Below are 17,436 nucleotides of genomic sequence, written 5' to 3'. Positions count from 1 at the left end.
ATTTTAAGAATTGGAGTGAACCTCTTGATGAAAAAATGGACTGCTCATGTTGCTGGACTCGCTGCAACATTGATGTTGAGCTCGGTTCTACCCGCACCTGCTTTCGCTGAATCGCCACCTGCTCAACCGACGGCAGAAGTACAAACAGTCACAGAAACGACAGGAACGGCTTATTTGAAAGAGAATACCGCATTGCTACAAACAGCTGACTCTACCGCTGTCATCCAACAACTACCAGCAGGAATGACATTCAAGACGCTCGATACGGACGGTGACTTCACTCGTGTCAGTTGGCAAGAAGGAATTGCTTATGTCGCAACAAGTGCGTTAACGCAAACAGCGCCTGTCTTCCAAAAACAAGCAACGTTGACTTCGAAAAGTCCACTCTCATTAGTCGCTTCACCTTTTGACTCCACCGTCGTGACGACACTTCCCGCTTATCAGCGAATCGATACATACGGCACTTTTGACACGTTCACACGCCTGAAATGGAAAGAGCAATACGTCTACGTACCTACGACACAACTCGAGCAACTTCCGAAATTGGTTGGAACACAGTACGTCAAACGAGCAACTTCCCTTTTCGTTGAGCCGAAGACGACGAGTACGAAGACAGCCGTCACTCAAAATCAATCATTCGAGACATTCGGTACGGTGGGTACCTTTACGCGCGTGGCGACTGAAACAGGTTATGCCTTCGTATTGACGACTGATTTAGCAGATGCGCCGGTCGAAAATTATCCGGAAACAGGACTGCGTTATGTTAAACGAACAACTTCACTTTTCGTTGAGCCGAAGACGACGAGTACAAAGACAGCCATCGTTCAAAATCAAGCATTCGAAACGTTTGGTACGACGGGTACTTTTACGCGTGTGGCGACTAAAACGGGTTACGCTTTCGTATTGACGACTGATTTAGCAGATACGCCAATCGTGAACCATCCGGAAACAGGGGTGCGTTACGTCCAACAGCAGACGACAGTCTATGCTACTGCGACTACGAAAGGGAAAGTCCTTCAATCGATTTCTGTAAATACCTCGCTTCAGACGTACGGAATCGAGGGTTCGTTTACACGAATCAAACGAAACGACGATTACGCCTATGTGTTGACGGCACATCTTGGGACATTAAAGTACTATCCGAAGACCGCACGCCTCTATGTTCAGCGCGCTACACCCATCTATTCGGATGCCAAATCTTCAAGTCCTATCTTAAAGCAACATCAAACGAATACTTTACTGACCGTTTACGGGACGAACGGTGCCTATAGTCGAATCATCTTCCGTGGGATTCATGCTTACGTCAAGACAGCTGATCTCGGTACTGGAAAAGTCTATGCATCAACCGGGACACGATACGCGAAACGCAACTTGTCTGTTTATACGTCGGCTTCGACGAGCAGTAAAACAGTCTATACTGTTAAACGGGCTGATCAATTGACGATTTACGGAACGAGCGGTAGTTACACACGCTTGAAAAAAGGATCGATCTACGGTTACGTCAAGACGACGGATCTCGTGACAAAAAAGCCGGATCTGTATGATGTCTCTGGTCAACGTTACGTGACAGAAGACGACGTCGTCATCCGGTCGCAGGCAAAACTGTCGGGTAAAAAAATCGGTACATTAAAAAAAGGTGCCTCGATCTCGATCTACGGAAAAAGCGGTTATTATACACGTGTCAAATACAAAAATACCTTTGGTTTCGTCGATTCGAGTCGTATCGGACTGAACAAACCGATGGCAAAAGCAAAAAAAGGGACGACGTTTTATGTTCATCTAGATCAAACTCCCCTCTTCTCTGCCGACGTCGCTTACAGTCGTCCGGCCGCTTATTTGAAGAAAGGGACGAAATTAGTCGGTTTGAAATCGATTGATGATGACTTTTGGCAAGTCCGCTTAGTCAGTGGTCAAACCGGTTATGTCCTCAACCCTTATATCAGCACGAGTAAACCCGATATGAGCCTGGCACAAAAAGCGATCGACCGGGCGAAAATCTATACCGTCAAACAGACGACATCCTTTTTCGCAAGTCCGACGAGCCCAAAAGGCAGTGGACTTGTTGAACAAGGCAAACGCGTCTATCCGCGTCACCGGGTCGGAAATTTCTATGTCATCCAATCAGGTTGGACACCTGTCTATCTTCCGGTATCCGCCGTGACGATCACGTCGGATAAACGAGTCGTCAAAAAGAATAATACGCGTGGTGAAAAGCTGATCCAAGCAGCCGTCCAGCATATCGGAACACCCTACACATGGGGTTCGCAAAATGCCGTAAACGGTGGCTTCGACTGTTCCGGACTGATTCACTATGCGACGAACCAAGCTGGAAAATACGGTGGTCGGACGAACGTTCGTGGCTACTGGTATGGTGCGTTCTTCACGAATCGCCGGACGAGCATCTCAAGTGGTAAACGCTCAGATATCGTCTTCTTCCAGAACACCTATACAGACGGTCCATCGCATATTGGAATCATGCTTGATAACGAACACTTCATCCATGCGGGTGGTTCACAGCTGCAAATCAATTCAATCTATGAACCGCGTTGGCAGGAGCATTTCCTCGGCTTTAAATCGATGTAATAAAAAAGACGAATCCGTCGGTTTCGACGGGTTCGTCTCTTCTTATCGCAACACGTCAGAAAGTCATCTCGACGTATTTCGCCACTTGTCGGTCCATCAAGTATAATTCGATCTGTTCACGGTAGGCTTTATAGTGGTCGGATGCGATATGCGCTTCAAGCGCTTCTTCGTCCCGATACACTTCATACAACATGAATTGATGCTCATCCTCGATCGATTGGTGCAAGGAATAACGTAAGCATCCTTCTTCTTTTTGTGAAGCATGATAAACCGTTTGTAAAATCGGGAAGACTTGATCCGCAAGTCCAGCTTTGATTGTAAGTACAGCATTGACGACGATTTCTCCCATGTTACATTATCCCCTTTCGTGATTACCTGTATCTGTACCCATTTTCGCGAAAAGACACACGTTAAAGGAGCTTGAACATGCAAACTCAACTTTTTGAAGCACTCGAACAATTCGAACCGACAATGATCGCGTTACGTCGCGATTTTCATCGACACCCGGAACTCTCTTTCCAGGAAGTCCGCACACCAGAACGGATTGCCGCCTTTTACGCAGAACAGGGCATTCCTCATCAAACAGCCGTCGGAGGTCGTGGTGTCGTCGCGACGATCGAAGGCAAACAGCCTGGTCCGACGATTGCGGTCCGTGCCGATTTTGATGCTTTACCACTTCAAGAAGAGACGACGCTTGCCTTCCGGTCGATCCATCCCGGTGTCATGCATGCATGTGGACACGATGGTCATACGGCGATCGTGATGGCCCTTGCTGCTACACTCTATCCGTTACGCGATCAATTGCAAGGAACGATTCGGATCATCCACCAGCATGGAGAAGAGGTCTTTCCCGGTGGAGCAATCCAAATGATCGAAGCCGGCGTCCTCGAAGGGGTCGATGCAATTTTCGCGACACATCTCGAAAATGATTTACCGGTTGGCACGATCGGATTCCGGGAAGGACATACATTGTGTGCGATCGACGAATTCGAAATCATCGTCCATGGTCAAGGTGGGCATGCCCAGGCACCGCATAAAACAAAAGATGCTCTCGTCGCTGGAGCGCAACTCGTCTGCAACTTACAACATCTCGTTAGTCGACGGGTTGATCCGTTTGAGCCGGCTGTTCTCGCAATCGGTTCTTTCCATGCAGGAACAGCACCAAATATCGTTACGGGTGAGGCACGCATTGTCGGGGAAATCCGAACGTTCAATGAGACACTTCGGCATCAGCTCCGGCAAGAAGTCGATCTTGTCGCTAAGACGACGTGTGCCGGCATCGGTGCTTCGTATTCGATTGACTTCACGACTGGTTACCCGGCGCTCTGGAATCACCCGGATGAGACAAAACTCGTTCAGGAAGCTGCTGCTTTCTTACCGGAAGCATCCGTCATGGCACTCACACCAATGATGGCGGCGGACGACTTCGCACATTACTTAACACACGTCCCGGGTAGTTATTTCTTTACCGGCTCTGGCTATACGGACGGTCGCGTCAACTATCCGCAGCACCATCCACAGTACGAGATCAATGAACAAGCGTTGTTGATCGGTGCGAAGACACTTGGAGCAACCGTTTTACGTGCCTTAAATTCTAAGGATTGACTTTATTTCTTTGTGAATGGTATCATCACAACAATGATAACGAATGACATCAACTTCATATACCCTTATCAAGAGTGGACCGAGAGATCTGGATCGATGACGTCCCAGCAACCTGCGCATAGCAAGGTGCTACGACCAGCAAAGCGAAAGCTTTGGTTGATAAAAAGCGGCGACTCCTTTTGCAACCAAGCGAAGGAGTCGTTTTCGTTTTCTCGCTGTCAGACATACAATGGGGATTTCCCACGGAGAGGAAGAGACAGATGGAAAAAGCAACATTTGCAGGTGGATGTTTTTGGTGCATGGTGACACCATTTGAAGAATTACCAGGAATCGAGGGAATCGTATCAGGTTACATGGGCGGACACGTCGATAACCCGACATACGAGCAAGTCAAAACAGGAACGACGGGACACCTCGAGGTCGTCCAAATCACGTTTGATCCGAGCCTGTTCCCGTACGAGCGTTTACTTGAACTCTACTGGCCCCAAACGGATCCGACGGATGCAGAAGGTCAATTCCAAGATCGCGGTACGCAGTACGCGCCAGCAATCTTCTATCATACGGATGCGCAGCATGAAGCTGCGATTACTTCTCGTGACGCTCTTGCTGCAAGCAACCGTTTCAAACAGCCAATCGTGACGCGGATCGATGCTGCTTCTGAATTTTATCCAGCGGAAGAGTACCACCAAGACTTCCATAAGAAAAATCCAGAACACTACAAAAAAGATCGTGCTGCTTCTGGTCGTGATGCCTTCATCGAACAGGAATGGAAAGATACGACGACGGTCTAACCGCCTCGAACCACATACAGTAGCTGAGACTGATTTCAAACATCTCGTTTTTCCCGTACTTTCTAGTAGAAGGTGGAGGATCGAGATGTCAATGAAGTCAGTTTTTTGTATGTAAACCAACTGCTTTATCCTTTGCCGTTACCCTTACATAAATTTGTAATCGTTTACAAAAAGAAGCTTTTGCTTTACGGTTAATAAAAATTAACCGGTTAAAAAGGAGATGATTGAATGGAACAAAAAGCGATTCATATATTAGAGAACTATGAACAGTTAAAAGTGATCAGTGATCCATTGCGAACAAAAATTCTCATGTTTCTCGTCGAAAAACCGCATACGGTGCATCAGTTGGCTCATTTGCTAACGTTATCGCGCGCAAAGGTCCTTTATCACGTACGGGAACTTGAAAAGCATGACTTGATTCGCCTCGTTCGAACAGAAGAACAAGGCGGCAATCTATTGAAATACTATCAAGCGATTGCCCGAGGATACATTCCTGCTGATCATCTTCTGAACTTCATCGAGACGAAAGAAGCGACTCGGCAATCGTATCTTGAAGTACTGGACCGGGCAAAGACACGCGTTCTTACGGCACCGACAGCTACTTTTTCTCCTTCATCTTCGAACGTCGAGGACTGGATGAGCTTATCACTTCAAAAGGAACTGACGATGTCTGAAGCCGACTTTCAACGCTTTGCTACAAAATATCGTGCTCTATTGGACGAGTTCACACGGTCCCCTTCACTAGACGAAGAAGATAAAAAACACTTCTATATCATGACGACTGCCTTTGCAATTGATGAACCACTATTTGAGAATGACGACGTCTAAACCGGAGGTGCCACATGCTGCCTATTGAAATGGATACGCAACAATCGCTGTTTAAAAATCGATCTTTTTTATTTTTATGGGGGTCCGGTATGTGCTCTGCCCTCTCCCTATCAACCTATCTGTTTGTTGAACAATGGTATGTCATCCATACGCTAAACCAGGCTTCATATCTTGGATTCGTCCTCATGGCCACCTTGTTACCCCGTATTTTTCTCATGTTATTCGGTGGCGTCTTATCCGATCGCTATAAACGTTCGACGATCATGCGCATCTCGAGCGCTTTACGAATCAGTTTCATTCTCTGTCTTCTCGCATTACTTCATACCGATCAGCTTACATTGCTGACGATTTTAGGATTCGCCTTTCTATTCGGTAGTGTGGATGCATTCTTTTCGCCGGCGAATGCTTCCTTACTTCCTACACTCGTTCCGAAAGAACAACTCACTAAAGCCAATTCACTGATTCAGACATCTAATCAAATCGCCCTCTTTTCAGGTCCGATTCTTGGTGGAGTCATTCTCAGCTATTCTTCTTACTCGCACGTCTTTCTCGTGATTTTCGGGACGCTCTGTCTGACGCTTCTCTTCACGTATGGGATTCGTGAGGCTAAGACTAGGCGATCACTCCAGCATTCCGCTCTATCTGAACTAAAAGAAGGGCTGCATTACGTTTTACACTTTCAGCAACTCAAGCAGACGCTTTTTCTCGTCATCTGCGTTAATTTCTTTTTCTTTGGACCGCTCCTACTCGGAATTCCCTTACTCGTTCATGATGTGTTACAAGGAGACGCGATGGATTTAAGTTATATGCAAGGGGCTTATCAAATGGGAATGCTCGGAGGAGCGCTCTGGAGTGGTTTTGCGCAGACGAAAGTAAATGGGCTTACCTCATCGGTCCGATTGATTGGCGCCTTAGGTTTGCTTCTCTTCCTGCTTAGTCAAACTCAGCAGATTTTGTTGTACTTGATCATCCTGTTATCGCTTGGTGTCCTTTCTTCCATCATCAATATTCGCTTCATTACGTTCATCCAGTCTCAGTGTGCGGAACAGACGATGGGACGTGTCATGAGTGTTGTCAATGCATCGTCCAACGGTCTCGTTCCATTATCTTACGCCCTCCTCTCGTTTCTATTGTCGTTTCACGTTTCGATCACGACGATTATGTTGTACTGTGGTCTTCTTATTTTTGTCCTATCACTCTATTTCAGAAAACGCATGATACAAATAGAAGATTAGTCAAAAAAGACAGTGGATTGGAACTCCACTGTCTCCGTTCTGTATTCAATTATTATGAAACACGTTCTACTTGATCCTTTGCCTGTTGTTCCGGTGCCACGACTTGATACCGTTTCAAGACGAAGATGCCACACACCATGACAGCGAGACCGATGAGCTGACCAAACGATAAGTCGATTTGCGGCAAACCGAACCAACCGAACGTATCAACAGCGAGGGCAAAGCTCAACTGCGAAATCAACACGACAGAAATCGCGACGGACGGACCAAGCAATTGAATCCCGCGCATGACACAAAAGACGACACCGACACCTACGAGTCCACCGAACCAGTAGAGTGGTGACACATTTTGAATCTGTCCGATCGTTCCACCATGAAACAGGACATACGTGATGCTTGCTCCGATGAATCCGACGAAGAAAACCAGCGTCGTCGTCGCCCATGCGCCGAATGCATCACTCATCCGAGCATTCAATACCGTCTGCAAACTGATTAACATTCCAGCCAATACGGCACACACAATGCCTATTATCATGTTCGTTCCTCCTTACTCATAGCTGTTACCGTTCGCTTTCTCGCGAACCCGTTCCAAATCGACGATGATGATCTTGCCACGTCGTCGAACAAGAATCTCTTCCTCACACAACTTCGTGATGATCCGGTTGAGATGACGATAACTCGTTCCAAGCCAGTCAGCGACGTCATGTAGATTCGACGTCCGCATCTCCTGATAAAACAAACTGTCACTAGCTTCGGACGCAATCGATAATAAGTAGCCTGCAAATCGCTCCTCGACCGTATAGAGTACGTGGTGCGACGCTGATTTCGAATCGGCATACCACTTCGCTGTAATTGTTCGTAGTAAAAATTGCAGAAAGACGTTCGTTGTATTGTGCTCGCGTAAAATCGCATACGGCACGCTCAACACATCGACATCGGTCACTGCTTCGACCGTATTCAGCACTTCCCGTTCGTTGATGAATTCAGCGTCACCAATCACTGTCAGTGGTGTTTTGAATCGTAAAATCCGTTGTTTCCCTTCTGACGAAGCAGCAGAAATCTTGACCTTGCCTGCGACGATGAAGTACATCCGGTCGATTGTCGCACCGGTCGTACAGAGGAGTTCTCCTTTTCGGAAGGTTTCTTCACGCAACCAAGCGCGCGTCTCTTCCGTTAAAATCGTATCCAGTCCATATTGTTGGATGACGGTTTCCATGTTCGTTCCCTCCCTTTAAGCAAGTGAGAAAATCGCAACTCCTGCAAGCATGAGACCCACACCAACCCACTGACCACGATTTCCTTGTTTTTTTAAGACACCGAACCATCCTTTTAAATCAATCAGAAAGGCACATAAAATCTGCGCGACGAGTAACAAACACATCGCCCATGTCATGCCGAGTTTTTGGATCGCTGTCAGTTCCGTTACGACGACTAGCACGCCAATCAAACCACCGCTCGCATAAATCCACGGTAACTGACGGAATCCGCCGATTTTCCGATCTCGTACGAAGCTATAAATGACTAAACAACCCATCAGACCAACAAAGTGGACGATCAATACGGATAACCACGGTCCGACGCCTGTCGCAAGGCGCGCATTGAATATACCTTGCAGGGCGATGAACAGACCGCTCATCAAAGCAAACACGACTCCTTGCACGTCATCTCCTCCTTTAATCTCTACACTAGAGTAGACCTTATTCGTGCCTCACTTGAAAAGGACAAATGTCCCATTTTCAAAAAAACATGAAAAAACCCGCTTTCCACAAGCGGGTTTACGGGTCATCATTGTATGTTCATGTCGCAAAACGAGCAGTCGTCCGCTTCAGCTGTTCCTCTGCTTCCTCCATCATGCGCGTAAACAACTCAGCAACCGTTGGCACATCACGAATCAAACCGGCAACCAGTCCAGCGTTGACATATCCTTTCTCTTCATCGCCTTCAAGAGCGCCTGTAATATGATACGACTCATTCGTCTGATCGAGAAAAGCAGCAGGTGTCTTGGCTGTGAGCTGTTCGACGTAAGGACCATCAAGGACACGTCGGACAAATCCAACGGAGCGCCCGATGATGCGTGTATCGGTATCTGTCGCATCCGTTAAGCGCGATTTATAAACTGGGTGGACCTTCGCATCTTCCGTCGCGATCAACCGTGTTCCGAGCTGGACGCCGGCAGCACCAAGCAACAGGACAGCTGCTAGCCCACGCCCATCGCCAACCCCACCCGCTGCAAGAACTGGAATCTTGACCCGGTCGACAAGCTGCGGAATCAAAGTGAGGGTCGTCAGTTCAAGCGGGGAATTGATACCTGCCGCTTCAACCCCTTCTGCTACGAGTACATCAGCGCCTGCCTGTTCTGCCTTTACTGCCTGTTTGACCGAGGCGACGACCGCAATCGTTTTGATGCCAGCGGCTTGTAGTCGCTCTATGTATGGTGCCGGATTTCCTGCCGACAAAGAGACGACCGGAATCTTTTCTGCAATCGCGAGATCGATCAGTGCTTCCGTATAAGGAGATACACGAATCGCGATGTTCAAGGCAAATGGTTGCTCCGTCAGGGTTCGTGTCTCCTGAATCCGAGACGCTACTTCATCGACCGACAACGTACCGCACCCAAGCGTTCCGAGTCCTCCGGCATTCGACACCGCTGCCGTGAGTGCTGCATGACTAATGTTACCCATCCCTCCTTGGATCAATGGATAACGAATGTTGAATAGCTCACAAATCGGAAACATATCTTTCCTCCGTTCTCGACTCCCACCGCATGATATACTGACAGGGAATGAATAGTAGTTCATCTTATCCTAGAAATGAGGTCGTTCTGTTATGAAGATTCCGTATCAATCGATTCATCCGAACGTAGCATCCGATGTATTCATCGCTCCTGGCGCTTATCTGATTGGAGACGTCACGATCGGTTCCGAGTCTACCATCTGGTTCAACGCTGTCTTACGCGGTGACGAAGGACCGATTACAATCGGCAAACGCTGCAGTATCCAAGACAACGCAACGATTCATCTGTACGAAGGCGCACCTGTCGTCATCGAGGATGAAGTGACGGTCGGACATAACGCGATTTTACACGGCTGTAAAATCGGACGTCGTTCGATCGTCGGAATGGGCGCGACCGTTCTTGATCACGCAGATGTTGGTGAAGAATGCATCATCGGGGCGAACACGTTGATTCCATCAGGAAAAGTCTTCCCACCCCGTTCGCTGATCATCGGCTCACCGGGTAAAGTCGTGCGTGAACTGACGGAAGCGGACCTCGCGATGATTCAGGAGTCGATTGATTCCTATGTCGATAAAGGTTACGCTTTCCGAAACATTCTCGCAGGATCAACCGAACAAAACACATCTGAATGACACGAATGCGGGGCGGATCGCGTGATCCGTCCCGCTTTTTTATATATCATCGTTCCGCAAACAGCGGGTGTTCTGTTGCATCATACGAAGCGCTACGTTGTGACACATCGTGTGTCTCTTCAAAGATTGATTCAAAGAACCGGCTCGCTGGTTGCGCAAGCAGACGGTAATATTGCTCGAACAACAGTGCCGCATGGTGTCCGCTCCAAGCATCCGGTAATAGTTCTTGCGGGAGTCCCGGATCCGTGAAGAGGAATTTTCGGTACTCATGTACGAGCATCGTCCGTTCGACGAAACACTGCTCATCCGTCATTTCTCCTAGTTGGAGCTGACTCTGATGGACGATGTATTGTCGGCTATAATCCGTGATGAACGTTTCGTAACGTTCCTGCAATTCCTCTAGTGGAAAAGCGCGCTCAACAAGGGATTGGTCTTGCTTCGGACCGTGGTATTCACCGACGAAGAAATCGACATACTCTTCGATTTCGTACGCTTCAATCAATCGTTCCGCCTCTTTTTCAAGCGGGTTCGGTGAAATCCAAACCCCGTTCGATAAGTTGCCAAACCCACTCCACGTCAGTTCTTTGCGGAGCTCATCGCGAATTTGGCGTTTATCCTCAGGAATCGTGTACATCAGCGTCCGCCACTTCCCGTCCCAGTCGTGCGGTGTTGATCTGTAGATCCGGCGCGCTGCTTCTTCCATCCGTTCCACCCCACGTGGTGTCAATGAATAGAAGCTTTTATTTCCTTGTCTCTCGGAGACGAGCCAGCCTTGTTTAACCATTCGGGACACAGCAACCCGAACGGCCTGTTCGTTATGTCCGAACTCTTTGACGAGTCGAATTAAACTCCCGACCCAGATTTGATTGCCGTAATGGCGAATGTAATCGCCGTAAATCGTAAAGATCATCGATTGGGTGTTCGCACTCATGGTATTCACTCTCTCTTCAGTCGTTCATAGTGTGTATCGTTAGTATACGGTTTATTTCAAACGTCGACCATCCTCATCTTCCTTCAAAGCGCGGTGGTCGTTTTTCAGCGAAGGCTTGTAGCGCTTCCTGACGATCAGCCGTCGGAATGACGACTTCATAAGCTTCTGTTTCGAGCTGTAGTCCTTCTTCGAGTGAGACATCCCGCCCTTGATCAATCGCTCGCTTCGCTTGGCGCAAGGCGATCGGACCATTCTGTAACATCTGACCGGCAAACTCAAGACAGGTCGTCATCAACGCTTCCCGGGCGACGACGGCTGTCGCGAGTCCGTACCGTTCTGCTGTCATCGCATCGATTTTTTTCGCCGTGAAGATCAATTCCTTTGCCCGCGTCTCCCCAATCAGTCGTGGCAAGCGTTGTGTTCCACCGGCTCCTGGAATGATCCCGAAGCTAGTTTCCGTCAAGCCGACGAGTGCATCCTCGACGAGAAAACGGAAATCACAGGCAAGGATCCACTCGAACCCACCGCCGAGCGCGTGACCGTTGACGGCTGCGATTGTTGGTTGCGGCAATTGTGCGATCGAAGTGAAGACATTCCGGATCGCAAGGACATTGCGCCGGACTTCTTCTTCGTTTAAATGCACGCGTTCTTTTAAATCGGCGCCGGCGCTAAATGCTTTCCCCGTTCCCGTAAACAGGACGACCCGCGCTTCCGGGTCGACCGATAACGCATCGACCTGTTCTTGCAAAGCGACAAGCGTCGGATAATCGAGACAGTTCAAACGTTCTGGACGATCAATCCGAACGATTGCGATATAGCCTTCTCGTTCTAAGTGAATCATACGAGCCCCTCCCGATCGACGACAAGTGCGATACCCTGTCCGACTCCGACACACATCGTCGCGAGACCATACGTCCGGTTCGTCCGGCGCATCTCATGCAATAATGTCGTCAAAATCCGCGCCCCACTTGCACCAAGTGGATGACCGAAGGCAATCGCACCGCCGTTGACGTTGACTTTTTCGCTTGGTAAACCAAGTGCTTCGATACAGGCAAGACTTTGAGCCGCAAACGCTTCGTTCAACTCGATTTGATCGAGCTGTTCGACCGTCAACCCTGCCCGTCGGAGGACTTTTTTCGTCGCGTCGATCGGTCCGATCCCCATGATGGCAGGTTCGACCCCTGCCGTCGCACTCGCCCGGTAATACCCAAGCGGCGTCAAACCGAGTTCGTTTGCTTTTTCTTCACTCATCAATAACAACGCCGACGCACCGTCGTTGACACCAGATGCATTCCCCGCCGTCACGGTACCGTTCGGGAATAACGGACGAAGTGTCGCCAGTTTCTCACGTGTCGTCTCAGGACGAGGATGTTCATCGCGGTCGAAGACGCTGACGTTACCTTTCCGGTCCGTTTGTGTGACCGCAACCAGTTCGTCCGTGAAGTGCTCTGCCTCGATCGCTCGTTTTGCGCGTTGTTGGCTTTCGAACGCAAAGTCGTCCTGTGCTTCGCGCGAGATTCCGTACTGACGGGCGACGTTCTCAGCTGTTTCCGGCATCGAATCCGTTCCGTATTGATCTGCTAAACGATCATTGACGAAGCGCCAACCAATCGTCGTATCGTACATCGTCTGATTGCCACGTGGGTTGGCCTGATCCGGCTTCGCGAGAACGAACGGTGCACGCGTCATGCTTTCCGTCCCACCAGCGATATAGATATCACCTTCACCTAAGGCAATTCCGCGCGCCGCCGCGATGACGGCGTCGAGTCCTGATCCACATAAACGATTGATCGTCGTACCGGCGACTTCGACCGGTAGACCAGCTAGTAGTCCCGACATCCGGGCGACGTTGCGATTGTCTTCTCCCGCCTGATTCGCATTGCCAAAAATGACTTCCTCGATCGTCTTCGGATCGACTTGTGGATTACGCTCAAGCAACGCTTCGATGACGCGTGCTCCTAAGTCATCTGGACGGACCTGACGCAACGCGCCGTTATAGCGACCGATCGGTGTCCGAACGGCATCGATGATGGCGACCCGTTTCATGATGTCACCTCGCGATTCGTATAATCATAGACACCACGACCTGTCTTACGACCGAGTCGACCCGCTTTGACATACTGTTCGAGCAGTGGTGCCGGACGGTATTTTTCGCCGAGCTTCTCATGCAGATACTTTAAGTTGTGGAGCCGAGTATCAAGTCCGACCAAGTCCCCGAGTTCGAATGGTCCCATCGGGTAGTTTAAGCCGAGTTTGATCGCTTTATCGATCTCTTCTGGTGTCCCGAGTCCTTCTTGTAACATGTAGAACGCTTCGTTTCCGACGAGCGCACTGATCCGCGAAGTGACGAACCCAGGAAACTCACGGATGACGACCGTTTCCTTCTGCATTTGACGCGCTACCTGTTCAAGAGCTGCAACCGTCTCATCCGATGTCTCAAGACCACGAACGAGCTCGATCAGCGGCATCAGATGGACCGGATTGAAGAAATGCATCGCCATGACCCGGTCCGCCCGGTTCGTAAAGGACGCAATTTCCGTTGGACTCATCGTCGACGTGTTCGTCGCGAAATAACAGTCCGGACGTGCATTCGCTTCTAGCGTTTCAAAGACTTGCTGTTTGATGCTGAGTTGTTCCGGTACTGCTTCAATGACGAGATCCGCTTGTTGTGCCGCCTCAGCTAGGTCGGTCGACAGATGCAGTCGATCGAACAGTCCCTCGACCTCATTCGCGGACATCTTCCCTCGCGTGATGCCTTTCTCTGCGATACGTTCGAGTTCTCGATAGGCACTTTCGACATACGCTTCTTTGATATCAACGAGTGTCACCTGAAATCCGCGGTGTGCGGCAACATAAGCGATGCCACGTCCCATGACGCCGGATCCGACGACGACGATTTGTTCTACCATCTGAATTCCCCCTTATCCCCTGTGCTGTTAAAAAAGGCTGGACTTCCCGACGGAACTCCAGCCTTCCCTCTTGCTTATAGTCCGAACGGATTGAGTGGACGACTGCCGTAATACGACAAGATACTTTTTGTTTCTGTGTACAGATCAAGCGTCTCGATACAGAGTTCTCGACCGAAGCCCGATTGTTTATAGCCACCAAACGGTGTGCCTGGGAAGGCAGAAAACGGACAGTTGACCATGACGATGCCGGCTTTGATTTGATTTGCGACACGTGTCGCTTTCGCGCCGTCTTTCGTCCAAACGGCTGATCCGAGTCCAAACGATGTATCGTTTGCTAGACGAACTGCTTCTTTTTCATCTTTGAACGGCATGACGACGACAACCGGTCCAAAGATTTCTTCGTTGACCGCTTTCATCTCGTGTGTGACGTCCGTGATGATCGTCGGTGCGTACCAGAAGCCTTTTTCGTATCCTTCTGGTGCTGTCGCGTGACCTCCTGTGACGATTGTTGCGCCGTCCGCTTTCGCCGACTGGACATATCCATCGATGACGTCGACTTGTTGTTGGTCGATGATCGCTCCGACGTGTGTCCCTTTATCAAATGGATTGCCGAGAACGAGTTGTTTTGTCTTCGCGACGAATTGCTCCATGAACGCGTCGTAAATCTCTTCGTGAACATACAAACGCGAGCGTGCTTCACACGATTGACCGCTGTTATAGAAGATTCCGAACAACGAACCATCAACGGCTGCTGTCACGTCTGCATCTTCAAAAACGATGTTCGGTGATTTTCCACCGAGTTCGAGTGTGACTCGTTTTAACGTCTCGGACGCACGTCCCATGATGTCTTTACCGACTGGCGTCGAGCCCGTGAAGGCGACTTTATCGACGTGAGGATGCTCGACGAGATGGTTACCGATCTCGCGTCCAGATCCCGGAATGACGTTGACGACACCCGCTGGTACACCAGCTTCTAGACAAATCTCACCAAGAATGATCGCTGTCAACGGAGTCAACGTCGCTGGTTTGACGACGACCGAACAACCGACTGCGATTGCTGGTGCGACTTTCCAAGCTGCCATCATCAACGGATAGTTCCACGGGATGATTTGCGCACAAACACCGACCGCTTCTTTTTCTGTGTAGTTATGGAATTGTCCCGGCACGTTATTGACGACACCGCGGTGACCGACGATCGCACCTGCGTAGAACTCAAAGTCTTCAATCGCTTGCGTGACTTGTCCTTGCGCCGCTGCTAGTGATTTCCCTGTATCGAGAATCTCAAGTTCGACGATTTCGTTGAAGCGGGAACGCATGATGCTCGCAATCTTATTTAAGATTTGCGCGCGGCGTCCGACTGGCCACATCTTCCACTTCCCGTGATCAAACGCATCCCGTGCGGCTTGAACGGCACGATCAGCGTCTTCCTTCGACGCTTTTGCAACTTCTGCAATCACTTCACCTGTTGCCGGATTATATGTTTTAAATGTCTCGCCTGTTGCACCTTCGACTTGTTCGCCGTTAATGAGCAAATGATAGACGGACCGTTTCATTTCAAGTGTTTTTTCATGTACTGTCGACATTGTATTCACTCCTGTTCCTGTTGATTGAAAATCGGTGGGCGTTTTTCGAGAAAAGCTTGCATACCTTCTGTTTGATCGGCCGTTGCGAACAACAGATAGAAGTTCCGGCGTTCGTGCTCCATGCCATCTTGTAACGACAAATCGACGGCTTTGTTTGCTGCGTCCTTGATCAGTCGTAACGCCATGCTCGGCTGGTTCGATAACCGCTCTGCCATCGCAAGCACCGTCGCTTCAACGTCCATCGTCACTCGATTGATGATGCCAAGTCGTTCTGCTTCGTCTGCCTGCATCCGGTCACCCGTGAAGAGCCATTCGAGCGCCCGCGTCCGACCGATGCATTTCGTCAAACGTTGCGTCCCGCCTGCTCCCGGCATGACGCCGAGTCCGACTTCTGGAAAACCGAACTGTGTCGCAGGATCGGCGTAGATTAAATCACAAGCAAGTGCGAGTTCGAAACCGCCGCCAAGGACGAAACCATGGACACCTGCAATGATCGGCTTTTTGATTCGGCTGATCCGGTCCCAGTCCGCGAATGGATCGAGGAGTTCCATCGAGATCGGTGTCGCTTCGAGCATCTCCTCGATATCAGCACCTGCTGAAAACGACTTTCCGTTTCCCGTTAAGACGATGACCGTCACCTGGTCGTCACGATCAAATATCTCCATCGCCTCGACGATTTCGCGGACCATCGTCCGGTTCAGCGCATTGTATCGTGCCGTCCGGTCGAGGCGAATTCGACCGATCCGACCAACTATTTCCGTCTTAACGTACTGTTGTGTCGGCATGGACATCTTCACCAATCATCAATGTGACGAGATCCCCCGCAAAGCTCATCAAGTCTTTCCCTGACGCTTTTCCTTCAATAGAACGCATGCCAGCTTGCATCGCTTCCTGACTTTCATAGACCATCTCGCACATTAAGTAGTACTTTCCGTCTCCACCCATTGGTGAACCAACGATTTTTGTGACGTTCATTTCTTGTAGTCCTGGAATTTTTGCTGTTAGCGGACCATGGACTTCAAAGTAATGCTGATCGAATGCTTCCTTGTTTTCCGGGTGTTTGTACAATGCGATTAATTTTGCCATATTGATTACCTTCCTTCACATGAGAGTAGAGACGGGTTTCATCGCCTCGAATGGATTTTTACACGATTTACAGTAGAGAATACTTCGACATGCCGTCGGTCCGAATAAGTTTTCCATCGTCACATACGTCGATCCACAATACGGACAGTCAATCTCCCACTTTCCTTGTTCGAATCGAGGGGGTGCGATGCCGAATGCCTTCAATCCTTGCATCCCTTGTTCTGTGATTCGGTCCGATGTCCACGGTGGATCAAACCGGAACTGGACATCGACCTGTTCGACGTTCGGAATCACCTGCAAGGCAGCTTCGGTATTTTTTTTAATGATTTCAAGCGCCGGACAACCGAGAAACGTCGGGAGAAGCGTGACGTGCACCGTGTAGCCATGCGCCGTCGCTTCCGCGTCCATCGTCTCGACCATGCCAAGATCTAAAATACTGACGCTATCGATTTCTGGATCCTTCACCCCGTTCAGGGCTTCACGGATCGCATGTTGAAGTGTCGTCGTCATGCTTCCCTC

General features: G+C 49.5%; 19 protein-coding genes and 1 riboswitch. Of the genes, 6 read left to right on the top strand and 13 right to left on the bottom strand.

The features are described 5' to 3' along the window. Window positions 1-27 precede the first annotated feature (27 nt). On the top strand, window positions 28-2,583 hold the full coding sequence (locus tag VJ374_RS02250; RefSeq protein WP_329470007.1) for an SH3 domain-containing C40 family peptidase: 2,556 nt from the start codon (window positions 28-30) through the stop codon (window positions 2,581-2,583). A gap of 55 nt (window positions 2,584-2,638) precedes the next feature. On the opposite strand, the gene VJ374_RS02245 is transcribed toward VJ374_RS02250, so the two are convergent. Further along, entirely contained in the window at window positions 2,639-2,932 is a 294-nt protein-coding gene (locus VJ374_RS02245) for a putative quinol monooxygenase (RefSeq protein WP_035411012.1), read from the bottom strand. Between the two features lie 77 nt (window positions 2,933-3,009). On the opposite strand from VJ374_RS02245, the gene VJ374_RS02240 reads away from it, so the two are divergent. The 4 genes from VJ374_RS02240 to VJ374_RS02225 all read left to right on the top strand — a co-directional run bounded on the left by VJ374_RS02240 (window position 3,010) and on the right by VJ374_RS02225 (window position 7,042). Further along, window positions 3,010-4,188, top strand: coding sequence for a M20 metallopeptidase family protein (locus VJ374_RS02240; protein ID WP_329470006.1), 1,179 nt, complete (start codon window positions 3,010-3,012; stop codon window positions 4,186-4,188). A 62-nt stretch (window positions 4,189-4,250) separates the two neighbouring features. Further along, window positions 4,251-4,354: riboswitch (SAM riboswitch) on the top strand. A gap of 94 nt (window positions 4,355-4,448) precedes the next feature. Continuing rightward, a complete protein-coding gene (gene msrA / locus VJ374_RS02235) occupies window positions 4,449-4,979 on the top strand; it encodes a peptide-methionine (S)-S-oxide reductase MsrA (RefSeq protein ID WP_056063762.1) in 531 nt (176 codons plus the stop codon). Between the two features lie 228 nt (window positions 4,980-5,207). Beyond that, window positions 5,208-5,807 carry an ArsR/SmtB family transcription factor gene (locus VJ374_RS02230; RefSeq protein WP_329470003.1) on the top strand — a complete coding sequence of 200 codons (600 nt, stop codon included), beginning with the start codon at window positions 5,208-5,210 and terminating at the stop codon, window positions 5,805-5,807. A 14-nt stretch (window positions 5,808-5,821) separates the two neighbouring features. Continuing rightward, on the top strand, window positions 5,822-7,042 hold the full coding sequence (locus tag VJ374_RS02225; protein WP_308102139.1) for an MFS transporter: 1,221 nt from the start codon (window positions 5,822-5,824) through the stop codon (window positions 7,040-7,042). A 52-nt stretch (window positions 7,043-7,094) separates the two neighbouring features. Here the strand turns inward: VJ374_RS02225 and VJ374_RS02220 are convergent, their stop codons facing one another. The 4 genes from VJ374_RS02220 to VJ374_RS02205 form a co-directional block, all read right to left on the bottom strand. Further along, the gene (locus VJ374_RS02220; protein ID WP_308102140.1) at window positions 7,095-7,577 is read right to left on the bottom strand and encodes a DMT family transporter; all 483 of its coding nucleotides are present in this window, start codon (window positions 7,575-7,577) and stop codon (window positions 7,095-7,097) included. A 12-nt stretch (window positions 7,578-7,589) separates the two neighbouring features. Next, window positions 7,590-8,258 carry a Crp/Fnr family transcriptional regulator gene (locus VJ374_RS02215; RefSeq protein WP_308102141.1) on the bottom strand — a complete coding sequence of 223 codons (669 nt, stop codon included), beginning with the start codon at window positions 8,256-8,258 and terminating at the stop codon, window positions 7,590-7,592. Window positions 8,259-8,273: 15 nt separating this feature from the next. Next, complete coding sequence (locus tag VJ374_RS02210; protein ID WP_035411027.1) at window positions 8,274-8,702, bottom strand: DMT family transporter; 429 nt, start codon at window positions 8,700-8,702, stop codon at window positions 8,274-8,276. Between the two features lie 136 nt (window positions 8,703-8,838). Then, complete coding sequence (locus VJ374_RS02205) at window positions 8,839-9,777, bottom strand: NAD(P)H-dependent flavin oxidoreductase (RefSeq protein ID WP_329469999.1); 939 nt, start codon at window positions 9,775-9,777, stop codon at window positions 8,839-8,841. Between the two features lie 91 nt (window positions 9,778-9,868). Between VJ374_RS02205 and VJ374_RS02200 the strand changes: the two genes are divergently transcribed. After that, on the top strand, window positions 9,869-10,408 hold the full coding sequence (locus VJ374_RS02200; protein WP_308102143.1) for a gamma carbonic anhydrase family protein: 540 nt from the start codon (window positions 9,869-9,871) through the stop codon (window positions 10,406-10,408). Window positions 10,409-10,454: 46 nt separating this feature from the next. Here VJ374_RS02200 and paaX read toward each other — a convergent pair whose 3' ends face one another. The 8 genes from paaX to paaD form a co-directional block, all read right to left on the bottom strand. After that, a complete protein-coding gene (gene paaX / locus VJ374_RS02195; protein ID WP_329469997.1) occupies window positions 10,455-11,339 on the bottom strand; it encodes a phenylacetic acid degradation operon negative regulatory protein PaaX in 885 nt (294 codons plus the stop codon). Window positions 11,340-11,412: 73 nt separating this feature from the next. After that, the gene (locus tag VJ374_RS02190; protein ID WP_329469995.1) at window positions 11,413-12,180 is read right to left on the bottom strand and encodes an enoyl-CoA hydratase-related protein; all 768 of its coding nucleotides are present in this window, start codon (window positions 12,178-12,180) and stop codon (window positions 11,413-11,415) included. Beyond that, window positions 12,177-13,385, bottom strand: coding sequence for an acetyl-CoA C-acyltransferase (locus VJ374_RS02185; protein WP_290747972.1), 1,209 nt, complete (start codon window positions 13,383-13,385; stop codon window positions 12,177-12,179). The genes VJ374_RS02190 and VJ374_RS02185 overlap by 4 nt, the downstream gene beginning before the upstream one ends. Continuing rightward, on the bottom strand, window positions 13,382-14,248 hold the full coding sequence (locus VJ374_RS02180; protein WP_058703595.1) for a 3-hydroxyacyl-CoA dehydrogenase: 867 nt from the start codon (window positions 14,246-14,248) through the stop codon (window positions 13,382-13,384). Before VJ374_RS02180 ends, VJ374_RS02185 begins: the two co-directional genes overlap by 4 nt. 74 nt (window positions 14,249-14,322) lie before the next feature. Further along, window positions 14,323-15,831, bottom strand: coding sequence for an aldehyde dehydrogenase family protein (locus VJ374_RS02175; protein WP_329469992.1), 1,509 nt, complete (start codon window positions 15,829-15,831; stop codon window positions 14,323-14,325). Window positions 15,832-15,836: 5 nt separating this feature from the next. After that, entirely contained in the window at window positions 15,837-16,616 is a 780-nt protein-coding gene (locus VJ374_RS02170; protein WP_329469991.1) for an enoyl-CoA hydratase/isomerase family protein, read from the bottom strand. Then, a complete protein-coding gene (locus VJ374_RS02165) occupies window positions 16,594-16,917 on the bottom strand; it encodes an EthD family reductase (protein ID WP_308102149.1) in 324 nt (107 codons plus the stop codon). The genes VJ374_RS02170 and VJ374_RS02165 overlap by 23 nt, the downstream gene beginning before the upstream one ends. Before the next feature lie 15 nt (window positions 16,918-16,932). Beyond that, window positions 16,933-17,427, bottom strand: coding sequence for a 1,2-phenylacetyl-CoA epoxidase subunit PaaD (gene paaD, locus VJ374_RS02160; RefSeq protein WP_056063796.1), 495 nt, complete (start codon window positions 17,425-17,427; stop codon window positions 16,933-16,935). Between the last annotated feature and the right edge of the window lie 9 nt (window positions 17,428-17,436).

This window comes from Exiguobacterium sp. 9-2 (assembly GCF_036287235.1).
Taxonomy (GTDB): Bacteria; Bacillota; Bacilli; order Exiguobacteriales; family Exiguobacteriaceae; genus Exiguobacterium_A.
Note: the sequence above shows the minus strand (reverse complement) of the source record. Positions and strands in the feature narration are given on the sequence as shown.

Coding starts and splice junctions, on each gene's coding strand:
- paaX (WP_329469997.1), bottom strand. CDS start 11,339: ATGAGTGCGAACACCCAATCGATGATCTTTACGATTTACGGCGATTAC.
- VJ374_RS02245 (WP_035411012.1), bottom strand. CDS start 2,932: ATGGGAGAAATCGTCGTCAATGCTGTACTTACAATCAAAGCTGGACTT.
- VJ374_RS02250 (WP_329470007.1), top strand. CDS start 28: ATGAAAAAATGGACTGCTCATGTTGCTGGACTCGCTGCAACATTGATG.
- VJ374_RS02190 (WP_329469995.1), bottom strand. CDS start 12,180: ATGATTCACTTAGAACGAGAAGGCTATATCGCAATCGTTCGGATTGAT.
- VJ374_RS02175 (WP_329469992.1), bottom strand. CDS start 15,831: ATGTCGACAGTACATGAAAAAACACTTGAAATGAAACGGTCCGTCTAT.
- VJ374_RS02180 (WP_058703595.1), bottom strand. CDS start 14,248: ATGGTAGAACAAATCGTCGTCGTCGGATCCGGCGTCATGGGACGTGGC.
- VJ374_RS02225 (WP_308102139.1), top strand. CDS start 5,822: ATGCTGCCTATTGAAATGGATACGCAACAATCGCTGTTTAAAAATCGA.
- VJ374_RS02170 (WP_329469991.1), bottom strand. CDS start 16,616: ATGCCGACACAACAGTACGTTAAGACGGAAATAGTTGGTCGGATCGGT.
- VJ374_RS02220 (WP_308102140.1), bottom strand. CDS start 7,577: ATGATAATAGGCATTGTGTGTGCCGTATTGGCTGGAATGTTAATCAGT.
- paaD (WP_056063796.1), bottom strand. CDS start 17,427: ATGACGACGACACTTCAACATGCGATCCGTGAAGCCCTGAACGGGGTG.
- VJ374_RS02230 (WP_329470003.1), top strand. CDS start 5,208: ATGGAACAAAAAGCGATTCATATATTAGAGAACTATGAACAGTTAAAA.
- VJ374_RS02240 (WP_329470006.1), top strand. CDS start 3,010: ATGCAAACTCAACTTTTTGAAGCACTCGAACAATTCGAACCGACAATG.
- VJ374_RS02165 (WP_308102149.1), bottom strand. CDS start 16,917: ATGGCAAAATTAATCGCATTGTACAAACACCCGGAAAACAAGGAAGCA.
- VJ374_RS02200 (WP_308102143.1), top strand. CDS start 9,869: ATGAAGATTCCGTATCAATCGATTCATCCGAACGTAGCATCCGATGTA.
- VJ374_RS02185 (WP_290747972.1), bottom strand. CDS start 13,385: ATGAAACGGGTCGCCATCATCGATGCCGTTCGGACACCGATCGGTCGC.
- VJ374_RS02205 (WP_329469999.1), bottom strand. CDS start 9,777: ATGTTTCCGATTTGTGAGCTATTCAACATTCGTTATCCATTGATCCAA.
- VJ374_RS02215 (WP_308102141.1), bottom strand. CDS start 8,258: ATGGAAACCGTCATCCAACAATATGGACTGGATACGATTTTAACGGAA.
- msrA (WP_056063762.1), top strand. CDS start 4,449: ATGGAAAAAGCAACATTTGCAGGTGGATGTTTTTGGTGCATGGTGACA.